This window comes from Nocardia sp. NBC_01377 (genome assembly GCF_045040005.1).
Taxonomy (GTDB): Bacteria; Actinomycetota; Actinomycetes; order Mycobacteriales; family Mycobacteriaceae; genus Nocardia; species Nocardia noduli.
The window spans coordinates 79,375-91,327 of sequence record NZ_CP109566.1 but is presented as its reverse complement, the minus strand read 5'-3'; the positions used below and the strand labels follow the sequence as shown (position 1 = coordinate 91,327).

Annotated in this window: 15 protein-coding genes; 7 read left to right on the top strand and 8 right to left on the bottom strand. The window is 68.8% G+C overall.

Annotated elements, in window-relative coordinates; all coding sequences use genetic code 11:
• Nucleotides 1-114: 114 nt before the first annotated feature.
• Entirely contained in the window at nt 115-330 is a 216-nt protein-coding gene (locus tag OG225_RS00390; RefSeq protein WP_216910474.1) for a hypothetical protein, read from the top strand.
• Between the two features lie 4 nt (nt 331-334).
• Here OG225_RS00390 and OG225_RS00385 read toward each other — a convergent pair whose 3' ends face one another.
• Complete coding sequence (locus OG225_RS00385; RefSeq protein ID WP_405179918.1) at nt 335-1,846, bottom strand: flavin-containing monooxygenase; 1,512 nt, start codon at nt 1,844-1,846, stop codon at nt 335-337.
• Nucleotides 1,847-1,915: 69 nt separating this feature from the next.
• Here OG225_RS00385 and OG225_RS00380 point away from each other — a divergent pair, with 69 nt between their 5' ends.
• Nucleotides 1,916-2,923 (top strand): AraC family transcriptional regulator, encoded by a 1,008-nt coding sequence (locus tag OG225_RS00380; RefSeq protein ID WP_405179917.1) that lies wholly within the window; start codon nt 1,916-1,918, stop codon nt 2,921-2,923.
• 3 nt (nt 2,924-2,926) lie between these two features.
• Here the strand turns inward: OG225_RS00380 and OG225_RS00375 are convergent, their stop codons facing one another.
• Nucleotides 2,927-3,640, bottom strand: coding sequence for a hypothetical protein (locus tag OG225_RS00375; RefSeq protein WP_405179916.1), 714 nt, complete (start codon nt 3,638-3,640; stop codon nt 2,927-2,929).
• A 198-nt stretch (nt 3,641-3,838) separates the two neighbouring features.
• On the opposite strand from OG225_RS00375, the gene OG225_RS00370 reads away from it, so the two are divergent.
• The 3 genes from OG225_RS00370 to OG225_RS00360 all read left to right on the top strand — a co-directional run bounded on the left by OG225_RS00370 (nt 3,839) and on the right by OG225_RS00360 (nt 5,822).
• The gene (locus OG225_RS00370) at nt 3,839-4,216 is read left to right on the top strand and encodes a hypothetical protein (protein WP_405179915.1); all 378 of its coding nucleotides are present in this window, start codon (nt 3,839-3,841) and stop codon (nt 4,214-4,216) included.
• Between the two features lie 62 nt (nt 4,217-4,278).
• A complete protein-coding gene (locus tag OG225_RS00365; protein WP_405179914.1) occupies nt 4,279-5,007 on the top strand; it encodes a VIT family protein in 729 nt (242 codons plus the stop codon).
• Between the two features lie 131 nt (nt 5,008-5,138).
• On the top strand, nt 5,139-5,822 hold the full coding sequence (locus tag OG225_RS00360; protein WP_405179913.1) for a phosphoribosyltransferase: 684 nt from the start codon (nt 5,139-5,141) through the stop codon (nt 5,820-5,822).
• 41 nt (nt 5,823-5,863) lie between these two features.
• Here OG225_RS00360 and OG225_RS00355 read toward each other — a convergent pair whose 3' ends face one another.
• The 4 genes from OG225_RS00355 to OG225_RS00340 all read right to left on the bottom strand — a co-directional run bounded on the left by OG225_RS00355 (nt 5,864) and on the right by OG225_RS00340 (nt 9,350).
• Nucleotides 5,864-6,019, bottom strand: a complete 156-nt coding sequence (locus tag OG225_RS00355) for a DUF6131 family protein (RefSeq protein ID WP_198654093.1) — start codon at nt 6,017-6,019, stop codon at nt 5,864-5,866.
• 36 nt (nt 6,020-6,055) lie between these two features.
• A complete protein-coding gene (locus OG225_RS00350; protein ID WP_405179912.1) occupies nt 6,056-6,511 on the bottom strand; it encodes a hypothetical protein in 456 nt (151 codons plus the stop codon).
• 95 nt (nt 6,512-6,606) lie between these two features.
• Nucleotides 6,607-8,136 carry a cation:proton antiporter gene (locus OG225_RS00345; protein WP_405179911.1) on the bottom strand — a complete coding sequence of 510 codons (1,530 nt, stop codon included), beginning with the start codon at nt 8,134-8,136 and terminating at the stop codon, nt 6,607-6,609.
• Between the two features lie 209 nt (nt 8,137-8,345).
• A complete protein-coding gene (locus tag OG225_RS00340) occupies nt 8,346-9,350 on the bottom strand; it encodes a DUF418 domain-containing protein (RefSeq protein ID WP_405179910.1) in 1,005 nt (334 codons plus the stop codon).
• 139 nt (nt 9,351-9,489) lie between these two features.
• On the opposite strand from OG225_RS00340, the gene OG225_RS00335 reads away from it, so the two are divergent.
• Both OG225_RS00335 and OG225_RS00330 read left to right on the top strand, forming a co-directional pair.
• Nucleotides 9,490-9,966, top strand: coding sequence for a MarR family winged helix-turn-helix transcriptional regulator (locus OG225_RS00335; RefSeq protein ID WP_405179909.1), 477 nt, complete (start codon nt 9,490-9,492; stop codon nt 9,964-9,966).
• On the top strand, nt 9,963-10,343 hold the full coding sequence (locus OG225_RS00330; protein ID WP_405179908.1) for a DUF5313 family protein: 381 nt from the start codon (nt 9,963-9,965) through the stop codon (nt 10,341-10,343). Before OG225_RS00335 ends, OG225_RS00330 begins: the two co-directional genes overlap by 4 nt.
• Before the next feature lie 436 nt (nt 10,344-10,779).
• Here the strand turns inward: OG225_RS00330 and OG225_RS00325 are convergent, their stop codons facing one another.
• Nucleotides 10,780-11,496, bottom strand: coding sequence for a hypothetical protein (locus OG225_RS00325; RefSeq protein ID WP_405179907.1), 717 nt, complete (start codon nt 11,494-11,496; stop codon nt 10,780-10,782).
• A 37-nt stretch (nt 11,497-11,533) separates the two neighbouring features.
• A complete protein-coding gene (locus OG225_RS00320; RefSeq protein ID WP_405179906.1) occupies nt 11,534-11,926 on the bottom strand; it encodes a hypothetical protein in 393 nt (130 codons plus the stop codon).
• Nucleotides 11,927-11,953: the final 27 nt, after the last annotated feature.

Here is an 11,953-nt window from a genome sequence, read left to right as displayed (position 1 = left end):
CGCGCGGACATCTCATCCGCGTCGGGTGAGGACGCCGGACCACCGCGCGGAGCACTCTCTGTTCGGGGCCCGATCCACCACCCGCGCCGCGGACGACAGCCGAGAGGAGTGCCCGTGCCGGACCCGATCCGATACCAGTTCATCATCGACGGCAAGCTCTCCGAACGGGCGCTGGCGGCCTTCCCCGAACTCGACTCCTCCGATCGGGCCCCCGGCGAGGTGACCACCCTCTACGGCCCCATCACCGACACCGCCGCCCTGCGCGGCATCATGGCGCGCATCGACTCGCTCGGGCTGACCCTGCTCGAGATGCGGCAGATGCCGGACTGAGAGATCAGCGGGCGTTCGCCCCCACCTTCGACTTCGGGCCCGACGCCGACAGCGGCGCCAACGTCTTGCTCAGATCGGTGCGCAGCGTGGTGACCGAATCGATCAGATAGTTCTGGCGAACCTTCCACGGACGCCGGTCGCCTTGGCGCGGAAAGTCCGCGATGGACCGCTGCACATAGCCCGAGGCCAGGTCGAGCAGCGGGCGCGGCCCGAGTTCGCCCTCCGGACGCGGGACAACGGCGGCGTAACCGTTGGCGTCGAGGTGGCGCAGCACCTTGCAGACCAGGCGCGAGGTGAGATCGGCGCGCAACGTCCACGAGGCGTTGGTGTATCCGATGCAGACGGCGAAATTGGGGACGCCGGTGAGCATCGCGCCCTGCCAGACGAACTGCTCGGACAACGACACCGGCACGCCGTCGACGCTCGGGGTGATGCCGCCGAAGGCGAGCAGTCGCAGCCCGGTCGCGGTGATGACGACGTCGGCGGGCAGCACCCGGCCGGACTTCAGCCGAATACCTTCCGGCACAAAGGTTTCGATGTGGTCGGTGACCACCTCGGCCTTACCCTTCTTCATCGCCCTGAAGAAATCGGCGTCCGGCACGGCGCACAGGCGCTGATCCCACGGGTTGTAGGTGGGGGTGAAATGTTCGGCGACCGCCTTCTCGTCCTTCAGGATCCGGGTGGTCAGACCGGTGAGAAGTTTGCGCGCGGATTCCGGCCTGCGGCGGCAGTACTGATAGAAGGCGATGCTGAACAGGATGTTCTTGGCGCGGATCACCCGGTGCGCGAGGTTCGGCGGAAGCAGTTCGCGGATCTTGTCGGCCCGTTTGTCGCGACCGGGTACGGCGCTGATCCAGGTCGGGCTGCGCTGCAACATGGTGACCATCTCGGTCTGCTCGGCCAGAGCCGGCACCAGGGTGACCGCGGTCGCACCGCTGCCGATGACGACCACGCGTTTACCCGCGTAGTCCAGATCCTCCGGCCAGAACTGCGGGTGCACCACGCGACCGTCGAAGGTGTCGACACCGGGGAAATCCGGCGCGTGCCCGCGGTCGTAGTCGTAGTAACCGGCGCAGGCGTAGAGGAAATTGCAGGTCAGTATGGTTTCGACGGTGTTACCCGCGCTGTCACGCCGCGCGACGGTCAGCGTCCACCTGGCGGTCTCGCTCGACCAGTCGGCGGAGATCACCTTGGTGCCGTAGCGGATGTGGCGGTCGATGCCGTACTCGGCGGCGGTCTCGGTGATGTAGCGCAGGATCGACGGTCCGTCGGCGATGGCTTTCGCGTCGCGCCAGGGCTTGAACGGGTAGCCGAGGGTGAACATATCCGAATCCGAGCGAATCCCCGGGTAGCGGAACAGATCCCAGGTGCCGCCGAGCGCGTCGCGCGCCTCGAGGACGGCGTAGCTCTTGCCGGGGCATTCGGTCTGCAACCGATAGGCGGCGCCGATACCGGAAAGTCCGGCGCCGACGATGACGACGTCGAGGTGGTCGGGTGTGACGGATGACTCGGTCATGATTCCAGTGTGCTGGGGATTCTGCTCACACGCTTGACTTTACCCGACAGCTATTTGATTCTGAGCGACATGTCGGTGATCAGGTCCGCTGGGCTGCGCGGGTTCCGCGCGACCGTCGCCGAACTCGGCGGCGACGCCGAGGAGTTCGCCAGGGCCGTCGGCCTGCCGATCGCGGCGCTGGACGCCGACGATCTGCTGATCTCCGACGAAGCGGTCGCCACCGTGCTGGAACTGGCGGCCCACCGGCTGGCACGGCCCGATCTGGGACTGCGGATCGCCTACCGGCAGGACCTGGACATGCTCGGTCCGCTCGCGCTCGTCATCCGCAACTCCCCCACGCTGGCCGACGTGCTGGAATGCACCTCGCGCTACCTGTTCGTGCACGCCCGCTCGCTGAGCCTGACCCTCGAACCGGACCCGTACGGCGACCGCGGGGTGATCGGTTTGCGCTACGGCGTCCCGCCGGGGCGGGTGAATCCGGTCCAGGGCACCGATCTCGGTCTCGGTTTCACCCACCGCGCGATCCAGCGACTGGCGGGCGAACGCTACGGACTGCGATCGGTCGAACTGCCCTATCGTCCCGCCGCCCCGCTGTCGGACTACGAGGAGTTCTTCGGCGTACCGGTCCGGGTGAACCGCCCCGCCGCCCTGCTCCGCGTGCCGAGCGGTCTGGCGAGCACACCGCTGTCCGGTGGCGACCGGAATCTGCACCGCCTGGCGATGGCGTTCCTGGCCGAGCAGACCGACGAGGCGGGCGCGTCCCTCATACCTCAGATCGCGGCGACGCTGCGTCAACTGCTCGGTACGACACCACCCGAGATCGGCGTGGTCGCCGCCCTGCTGGCGATGCATCCGCGCACCGTCCAGCGCCGACTCGCCGCCGAGGGCACCACGTTCGCCGCCATACTCGACGATGTCCGCAGGCACGAGGCGCGCCGATACCTGGTCACCACCGATATGCCGATGAGCCAGATCGCCTCCCTGATCGGACTGTCCGAGCAGGCGACGTTCACCCGCAGCGCACGCCGGTGGTGGGATACCACCCCCACCGCCGTGCGACGCGACGGTGTGCGCTGAGCGTCAGGCGGCCGTGCGCACCTTGTCGACGGCGGCGATGAACAGTCGATCGAACGCGGCTTGGTCGGCCGCGTCGCTGAGCGCGGTGACGCGGACCAGCACGGTCAGCCCGCGCAGGGTGGCCATACCCGAGTACGCGCTCATGACCAGGGGTTTGTCGGTGCCGATACTGGAGGAGGTCGTCGACCGGTAGACGATCGCGTCGACGCCTTTCAGATCGGCCGGGGCCGTGCGGTTCTCGGTCTCGCCCGTCACGTCGATCCGGGCGCCTTCGACCGACGAGGCGAAGGTGTAGCGCGCGCATTTCGCGTTGAGTTCGGTGATCCGCGCCAGGTCGGCGGTGGTGTCTGCGATGTATTCCACGTACATGTCGCCGGACTGTCCGGACGCGGCCGTGATCGACGACCGTTCGAGCAGATCCTTCATCGCCGTGCCGAGATCCTGCTGGGGACCGGCGCACTCCTGCGGGGTGAAGGTGCCGTTCTGCCCGGCGCTGGTGAGGTCGGCCGCCGCCGCGCCGACCCGGTCCTTGGGCAACTCCATCTTCGTACTGCCCGCCGGGAATTCCTCCTGGGTCAACAGCAACTGGTCCCGCGGCGCGGTCGGGGCCGAGGTGGACCCGCCCGCCGAGTCGTCGGTACCGCATCCGGCCAGCAGCAGCGCGCCGACCGCGACCACCACCGCGCAGCGTGCGCGCGTTCCGCGCAGATTGATCATGCGGGCCAGCATGCCAGCCGCCGTCGAGGTGGCCGAATCTAGCGCTGGGCGAACGGGGTTGACGAACCTCCAGACGGCGACGGGTCCGGTAACACCGCCACGCCCGGACGCGGCCGTCCGATACCCGGTATCTCCTCTAGGAAGCACGCGATCCACGTCATAGACTTCACGACCGGATATCGACTCGGAAGGGGCCGCATGGACACGGTCAGGGAGGTTGCCGAAGAGGGCAAGCGGCTGATCGATCGGGCCTGGCTCGGCGAACTGAGCAGGGACGAGGCCGTGCACCGGTTCATCCAGGTCGGCGACGGATTGGTCGGCCCTGCCACCGCGGGCGAGATCGTCGACGACGGGATCCGCTGGCTGGAGGCCAATGCCACCCGGCTGCGCGTGCTGGCGTGGTGCGCGCTGCTCGAGATCCCGCTGTTCATCGGGATCGCCGTACTCGCTTTCGCTTTCGGCGACTATCTCACCTGCCTGGCGGCGGCGGTGCTGCTCGCCGTGCTCCAGGTGGTCCACCACCGGCTGATGCCGACACCGGTGCCGACACAGCGGCGGTGGCGCGTCCGGCACTGATCCGAAGGCGCGATATCGGCGGCGGTGGCGGACGGACGCCACAGCGAGCTAGTCTGCGGCCCATGGCGGATTCGACCGGCACGCCCCATCGACACCCACACGAGCCGCATTCGGGCGGCGTGGCCTCGCGGCTGAACTGGTTGCGCGCCGGGGTGCTCGGCGCGAACGACGGCATCGTCTCGACCGCGGGACTCGTCGTCGGCGTCGCCGCGGCGACCACCGACACCGATCAGATCTTCACCGCCGGTATCGCGGGCTTGACGGCGGGCGCGATCTCGATGGCGGTGGGCGAGTACGTCTCGGTGAGCACGCAGCGCGATTCGGAACGGGCACTGCTGGCGAAGGAACGCAGGGAGTTGCGCGAGGACCCGGACTACGAACTCGGGGAGCTGGCCGATATCTACCGGGCGAAGGGATTGTCCGAGCGGACCGCTCGCCAAGTGGCCAGGGAACTCACCGAACACGACGCCTTCACCGCGCACGCCGAAGCCGAACTCGGCCTGAACCCGCGCGAACTCACGAATCCGTGGCAGGCGGCGTTCTCCTCCGCGGTCGCGTTCACCGTCGGCGCGCTGCTTCCGCTGGTGGCCATCCTGCTTCCGCCGGTGACCGCGCGCATTCCGGTGACCTTCGCCGCGGTGTTGCTCGCCCTCGCGGCGACCGGCTCGCTCAGCGCGCGTCTCGGGGGTAGTCGGCGACGCAGGGCCATTCCCCGCGTGGTGATCGGAGGTGCGCTGGCGATGGCGGTCACCTACGGCATCGGGCAGATCTTCGATGTGTCCGGGATCTGACCTGGACGCCTGACCAGGAATCTCACCTGCGAAACTGCGATTCGTGCCACAGTGGGCGTAAAGTACGAGTCCTCGAAGAGTCCCGATGGCGTGGCTCCATTCGCCGCGGTACTCGACTGAGGAGGACCGACATGCCATTCCACGATCGCCGCGATGCCGGCCGCCGCTTGATCGAGCGGCTGCGGGGATTCGGAAGGGGCGACGTCGTCGTGCTCGGGGCGACGCGCGGGGGCATCCCGGTCGCCTACGAGGTCGCCAACGCGCTGCGGGCCCCGCTCGATGTGGCCGTTGTGCGCAAACTCGCCGTCCCGTTCCAGCCGCGACTGGCCTTCGGAGCCGTCGGGGAGAACGGAATTCGCGTCATCGACGACGAAATGGTGCTGCGGACTTTCATATCCGATCAGGAGCGGGCGCGAGTCGAGACCGAAGCCCGAGACGACCTGGCGCGCAGCGCCCTTCGCTACCGCGCCACCCACCCGCCGATACCGCTGAACGGCGCGACCGCGATCGTGGTCGACGACGGCGTCGCCACCGGGATCACCGCGCGGGCCGCCTGCGAGGTCGCCCGCTCCCAGGGCGCGAGCCGGGTGGTACTCGCCGTGCCGGTCGGATCGCCGCGTGCCATCCGGGTGCTGGCGGGTCACGTCGACAATGTCGTCTGCCTGGAGACCCCGGGACTGTTCCATTCGATCGGGCAGTGGTACCAGGACTTCGAGGAAGTCACCGACAAGAAGGTCATCGAACTTCTCGACCGGGCCGCCCCCTTTCGCGGGGTATCGGGCGCCACCGGATACGCGACACCCCCGGTCGGATGACGACCGGGGGTGATGGCGACTGTGTCGGCGATTACCTGGGATCAGTAATAGTGACGTCGTCCGCCGACGGGACGACCGACCGACCCGGCGATCCAGAGCACCGCGCCGACGAGCAGGACGACGATACCGGCGGTGGTGAGCAACGGAATTCCGACCAACCAGCCGACGAGCAGCAGAATGAGTCCGAGAACAATCATGACCTTTTCCTTCTTTCGACGATCGATGGTCGATCGTTATTTGGAGGCGGAAACATCGGCCGCGGGGCGGCTCGATGTCGATACCGAGGCGGGCTCGGACGACTTGGGCAGGAACCGATTCAGACTCCACACCGGCTTCTGAGCGGGCGTGGGCTCCGAGATCTGTTTCTTCGGCGCGGCGGGCGGGACCGTCGGCGCGTTCCGCTCGACGGCGACCTTCTCGCGGCGGGTCTTTCGCAGTTCACGCCGTGCTTCGGCACCGCGCCGCGAGGAGCGCCAGACACCGAGGAGCAGCAGGCTCAGACCGAGCATTCCGATCGCGCCGACGGCCATTCCCCAGAGGAACAGCTCACCGGCCGATGCGGTGAAGTGATAGTCGAATACTCCGAAATCGCTGGTGTCGGTTCGTACTTCGCCGGTATTGGCCGCGACTCCGGCGACACCGACGACTACCGCGGCGATCAGGACCAACAGTCCGATAAGTATGATCATGACATTCCCATGCGCTGAAGTTGTGTGACAACACCGCAATTCCCCGCGCCTCGGGGTCCAAACTCCCCGAGCGACGAATAAATTCGAATGTCTTCCTATCTGGTCGGGCCGAGGTCCAGGCGGCGGGTCACCCGGTCCACCAGATCGACCGGGATTCCCGGTTCTCGGCGCGCGGCCTGCGCTTCGCGTCGGCCCGCCTCGACCACCTCGCCGCGGATCATCCGCAGTTTCGCCGAAACCTCCCGATCGCGCGTCCACTGCGACCGGGCGTCCTCGTCGGCGGCCTCGGGATCGGCGCGGGCGAAACGATGCCGGAACTGATCGCGCAGCCGTTCGTACACCTCGTCCGGCAGATGTTCGGATTCGGCGATCTGCTTGAGCCGCGCCAGCTGCGCGTGCACCACCCGATCCCACAGCCGCCGTTCGAATTCCCGCTCCCGCTGGGTATTCGCGTGCACGCCCGTCAGACGCACCACCAGCGGCAGGGTCGGCCCTTGGAGCAGCAGGGTGAACAGGACCACCGCGAAAGCGGTGAACAGGATCTCGGTGCGACCGGGGAACGCCGCGCCCGCGTCGGTGACCAGCGGGATCGCCAGTGCCAGAGCCACGGTCGCCACCCCGCGCATCCCCGCCCACCAGGTGACGATCGTCTCGCGCCAGGTGTAGGGCTCGTCCGCGTCCTGTTCGCGCCACCGCGACCGGCCGAGGGCCCAGGTGCTCAGCAACCAGGCCAGGCGCAAGGTCACGACCACCACTATCACCGCGCCCGCGACGCCGAGCAGTTTCGGCCAGCCGGTGCCCGTCGTCGCGAGCACGACGCCGAGTTCGAGCCCGATGAGCCCGAACGCGAAGCCGCTCAACAGCATTTCGGTGATCTCCCAGAACGCGTCACCGACCAGTCGGTAGTCACGGTCGCCGAATTCGGTGACCGCGTCGGTCAGGTACAGCGCGCAGACCAGCACGGCGAGCACCCCCGATCCGTGCCACGCCTCGGCGAAACCGTATGCCGCGAAAGGTAAAAGCAGGCTCAGCGCCACCTGCCACGACGCTTCGGCCAGATAGCCGGTCAACCGGCTGCCGAGCATCCCCAGCGCGCACCCGACCACCACCGCGACCACCGCCGAGACGACGAACTCCCCCATCGCGGCGACGGAGGAGAACCGTCCGGTGACCACCGCCTGAACCGCGACGGAATAGATGACGACGGCGGTGGCGTCGTTGAAGAGCCCCTCCCCGCCCAGCACCACCACCAGTCGGCGCGGCAGCCCGAGTTTGCTCGCCAACGCGGTCGCCGCGACCGGGTCCGGCGGCGCGACGATCGCGCCGAGCACGACCGCCGCAGCCGTCGCCACCACCAACCCCACCGCCCGCAACGCGATCGGCCACCAGTTCTCCGCGAACTGCCGCCACGACGTCCGCCTGGCCGCCGCGTACAACAGCGGCGGAAGAACCAGCGGAAGAATCAGATCCGGCGGCACATCGATCCGAGGAACCGCCGGAATCAACGCCAGCACACAGCCGAACAAAGTCATCAGAACCGCCGACGCCACCCCGATCCGCCGCGCGACCGGCTCGGCGAGTATCGCGGCGAACAACAGGGCGAACAACAGCGCCAACTGGTCCATGACCCCCCAGTCTGCGACGTCACCGTCCCCCCCACCCCCACAACGCGCCGCTCCCCGCACACTCACCCCACCCGGAGCGAGTCTTACGAGCGACCGGTTCGCGGCGTCTCGCGTCCGAGCGGTCGAAGCGCATGCGCCGAAGGCGCGAGTCTCGACCGCTCGGACGCGAGACATCAGGGCCGCGAACCACGCCGCACCAGCGGCCCATATCACAGCCTGCTGTGGAACTCGCCTGTTGTGCTCACCCGGATGGGCACCCACTGCCACCAGGTCGCACAGCACACGACCCATTCGAGCGGACCGTGCCGGAACAAGTACGACCACAGCAGGCTGACGGCCATCTGGACTACCGCGATCCCGGCCGCGGACAGCAGCACGGCCCCGTAGTCGGTGGAGCCGGAGAGGTGCAGGCGTTCGCCCGCGAACAGGATCAGTCCGGTCGCGCAGACGTAGTTCGTCAGTGTCATCCGGCCCATCGGCGCCAGCATCTCGGTCACCGGCCGTCCCGCCGGTGTGCGCAGCAGCAGGAGTAGCCCGGTCAGGTAGGCGAGCGCGCCGGTGAGTCCCGCGACGGCGGGCGCCGAGCTGCCGAGCAGGTCCAGGTAGGGGACGCGGTATTCCCATGCGGCGGTGAGTACGGCCAGGGGTGCGGCGATGACGAAGACCAGCGCGATCTGCCAGGTCCGCTCGGGCAGGGTCTGGGGGAGGCCGAATCGGACGGCGGCGAGGCCGAGCAGGAACAGTCCCGGCACGAGGCCGAGTCCGCCGCCGAGCAGTGCCGCGACGCCCGCGGTGCCGAGCAGGCCGAGCGTCAGCAGCGTCCATCGTGGCAGTCCGGCCGAGGGGAGCACGATGACGAGCCCGACGACGGCGTAGGGCAGTAGGACTTCGTCCGGCTGGAACCAGTGGTGGATCAGGCCGAGTACCGTCAGCGCGGCGAGTTGCCGTGCGAGGACCAGGCGAGGGCGGGCGGCGCGTTCGGCCGCCTGATCCAGCAGCAGTCCGAAGCCGATCCCGACCAAGAACGCGAAGATCGGGAGGAAACGTCCTTCGAAGACGACGCTGAGCAGGTGCCGGGTCGGGTCCATGACCCCCGGCGCGATGGTGGCCGACATGTCGGTGATCTGCCAGGTTTCGACGACCAGGAGCCCGCAGAGGGCGAAACCGCGCGCGGCGTCCAGTTCGGGGATGCGCGTGTGGACGTCGGACTGCATCCGTCCACGCTAGCGAGCTTCGGCGGGCCGGGCCCGTAGCCGCGTTCCGATGTCGGGTAACAGAGAGTTCGCGCACATGTACTTAATGCACTAACTATTAACACGCTAACCTAATGCTCGGACGACCCGAGGAGGACCGATGGAGATCGACGATCCGTTACGCCTGGATCGGCAGGTGTGTTTCGCGCTGGCCGTCGCCAACCGCGCCGTCCTGGCGGTGTACCGGCCGCTGCTCGAGCCGCTGGGCCTGACCCACCCGCAATACCTGGTCATGCTGGCGCTGTGGGGTGACGCCCCGATGTCGGTGAAATCCATCGCCGAGGCCGTCCAACTCGACTCGCCGACGCTGTCCCCACTGCTCAAACGACTGGAATCGGCGGGACTCATCACCCGCGAGCGCGACCCTCGCGACGAACGCAATCTGGTGGCGAATCTGACCGCCGCGGGCGCCGAGTTGCGACAACAGGCCGAGCGGATTCCGCCCGCGGTCGTCGAACGCCTCGGCGTGACGGTGGGCGACCTGGAGGAGTTGCGCGATGTGCTCACCCGGGTGAACGCCGCCGCGCGGCACTTCCTCACCGAAAACAACACCGAGACAACAGGAACGAGCGCATGAGCAATCGAAACCGTCGCCCGGGACCGCTGCGGTGGATCGGCTACGCCTTCGGACGCCGCCTCCCGGATTCGATGCGGGACTGGGTCCGCGACGACCTCACCGGCGATTACGCCGGCGCCCGGCACGTGGTGCGCGGCATCGTCCCGTTCACGCCGCTGTTCGCGGCATTCCTGCTCTTCCCCGGCGAGTTGTGGCTACGCGGTGCGATGGTCCTGCTCGCCCTGCTGCTCGCGCTGTTCTACACCGTCGCCTTCATGCCGATGAACCGCGCGCACCGGCTGGCGAAACACGGTCTGCCCGCCGATCTGGAGAATCCGCGCCGGGCCCGGCTGCGGGAACTGGAACGGGCGCGCTACGTCGCCCGATACCCGCACTGACCCGCGCGGCTCAGTGGTAGCGGCGGTGGATCGGCACGCGACCGGCGGCGCGACCGGGCGGCCTGGTCACGGCCGCGCGCGAACGCCGCCGATCCCGCCACGGCGCGTCGGCCGGTCGAGCGATTCGCCGTTCCCGTCTACGCCACCACATCACGCTCGACTCGACACCGAAGTGACGAGCGCCGACGGGGCGGCGGGAGCGGTGGGGCATTCACAGCGAAGTGGGACGGTATCGATCACGTATCGAGCATCTCAGTCCCGTCCAGCGAATATCCGCGCACCCCTCGGCATGGCTGGCGGGATTCGGACTAGCACGGGGGCAAACTCGACCCGGCCATCGGCCGCTCGAAGGAAATCGAGCGCGTCATGTAGGTGCTGCCGCACCGAGAACACCCTCGGGGTCCGCTGTCGCGCGGCGATCACCGTGGGGTCGCACTCACGGGGGCGGGGGCAACCACGGCAGTGGCGGCAGCGGAATGAAGATGACCGGGGGCGGTGGCGGGGCGGGCGCCGGAGCGGGGGCCGGAGCGGGCGGCGGGGCTTCCTCGGGGGTGTAGGTCTCGGCGGGCGGGGGCACGTACGGTGCGGCGGGCGGGACGTAGACCTCCGCGGGCGGCGGTACGTAGGTGTCGGCGGGTGGGACGAAGGTGTCGGAAGGCGGCGGCGCTTCGGCCGGCGCGGGCGCGGGTGCCTGTACGGGGGCCGGCGCGGGGGCGGTACCAGGCGCGATTCCGGGCGCGGGCGCCGGTCCGGCCTCGGCGGTGACCTTCTGCGGCACGCAGATCCAGCGGCCGTCGGGGAATTCCCATTTCGCCGGGACGCCGTCGCGGGAACAGTCCTCGCCGGGGCGGTGCGCGTCGCGGACCTGGTCGCGCGGCACGCAGTTCAACTGGCCGTCGCGCATATCCCACTGCGCGGAAATGCCGCCCGCCGAACAGTCGCCGCCGACCCGGTAGGTCGGGGCGGGCAGCGCGGCGGAGGCTTCGGGGGTGACGGCGGCGGGGCGCTTCGCCGCTTCGTCGAGATTGCCGCGCATCATGAATCCGACCGCGACCACGAGTCCGAGGAAGGTGCACGCGCCCATCGCGAGGGCTAGCACCCGACCACTCCTGGAATGGTCGACGTCCAGCGTCGTCCTTCCGGTTTCCATCATCGCACCGCCTTCGCTGTCGATCAGGAAAGAACGGAGGTCAGGGACCTCCGGGAGTTGCGGGCGCCGTCGTCGCCGGGACGCACACCCAGCCACGGCCGGTCACGACGTCCCAGCGGCCCGCGCCACCGTCGACCGAACAGTCGTCGCCGACCCGATGCGCGGGCTGGGTCGGCAGCGACGAGATACCGGTCGCCGACGGACGGGTCATCGTCGGCGACGCGGTGGTGCGCACCGTGACGGTCTCGGCCAGCGAGGTGAGGGTCGTCGACGGGGTCGGAATATCCTCCGGATCCTGATTCGATCGGATCAGCAATCCAATAGCTACCACAAAGGCGAGCACCGCGGCCAAACCGGCCGTGATGGCGAGGACCCCGGTGCCGTTCTCGGGCGCACCGCCGCCGGATGCGGGCCCGCCACCGGGTTCCACCATCGCGTACCGCCTTCACTGCTCGAGCGG

Coding starts and splice junctions, on each gene's coding strand:
- OG225_RS00385 (WP_405179918.1), bottom strand. CDS start 1,846: ATGACCGAGTCATCCGTCACACCCGACCACCTCGACGTCGTCATCGTC.
- OG225_RS00380 (WP_405179917.1), top strand. CDS start 1,916: ATGTCGGTGATCAGGTCCGCTGGGCTGCGCGGGTTCCGCGCGACCGTC.
- OG225_RS00375 (WP_405179916.1), bottom strand. CDS start 3,640: ATGATCAATCTGCGCGGAACGCGCGCACGCTGCGCGGTGGTGGTCGCG.
- OG225_RS00370 (WP_405179915.1), top strand. CDS start 3,839: ATGGACACGGTCAGGGAGGTTGCCGAAGAGGGCAAGCGGCTGATCGAT.
- OG225_RS00365 (WP_405179914.1), top strand. CDS start 4,279: ATGGCGGATTCGACCGGCACGCCCCATCGACACCCACACGAGCCGCAT.
- OG225_RS00360 (WP_405179913.1), top strand. CDS start 5,139: ATGCCATTCCACGATCGCCGCGATGCCGGCCGCCGCTTGATCGAGCGG.
- OG225_RS00355 (WP_198654093.1), bottom strand. CDS start 6,019: ATGATTGTTCTCGGACTCATTCTGCTGCTCGTCGGCTGGTTGGTCGGA.
- OG225_RS00350 (WP_405179912.1), bottom strand. CDS start 6,511: ATGATCATACTTATCGGACTGTTGGTCCTGATCGCCGCGGTAGTCGTC.
- OG225_RS00345 (WP_405179911.1), bottom strand. CDS start 8,136: ATGGACCAGTTGGCGCTGTTGTTCGCCCTGTTGTTCGCCGCGATACTC.
- OG225_RS00340 (WP_405179910.1), bottom strand. CDS start 9,350: ATGCAGTCCGACGTCCACACGCGCATCCCCGAACTGGACGCCGCGCGC.
- OG225_RS00335 (WP_405179909.1), top strand. CDS start 9,490: ATGGAGATCGACGATCCGTTACGCCTGGATCGGCAGGTGTGTTTCGCG.
- OG225_RS00330 (WP_405179908.1), top strand. CDS start 9,963: ATGAGCAATCGAAACCGTCGCCCGGGACCGCTGCGGTGGATCGGCTAC.
- OG225_RS00325 (WP_405179907.1), bottom strand. CDS start 11,496: ATGATGGAAACCGGAAGGACGACGCTGGACGTCGACCATTCCAGGAGT.
- OG225_RS00320 (WP_405179906.1), bottom strand. CDS start 11,926: ATGGTGGAACCCGGTGGCGGGCCCGCATCCGGCGGCGGTGCGCCCGAG.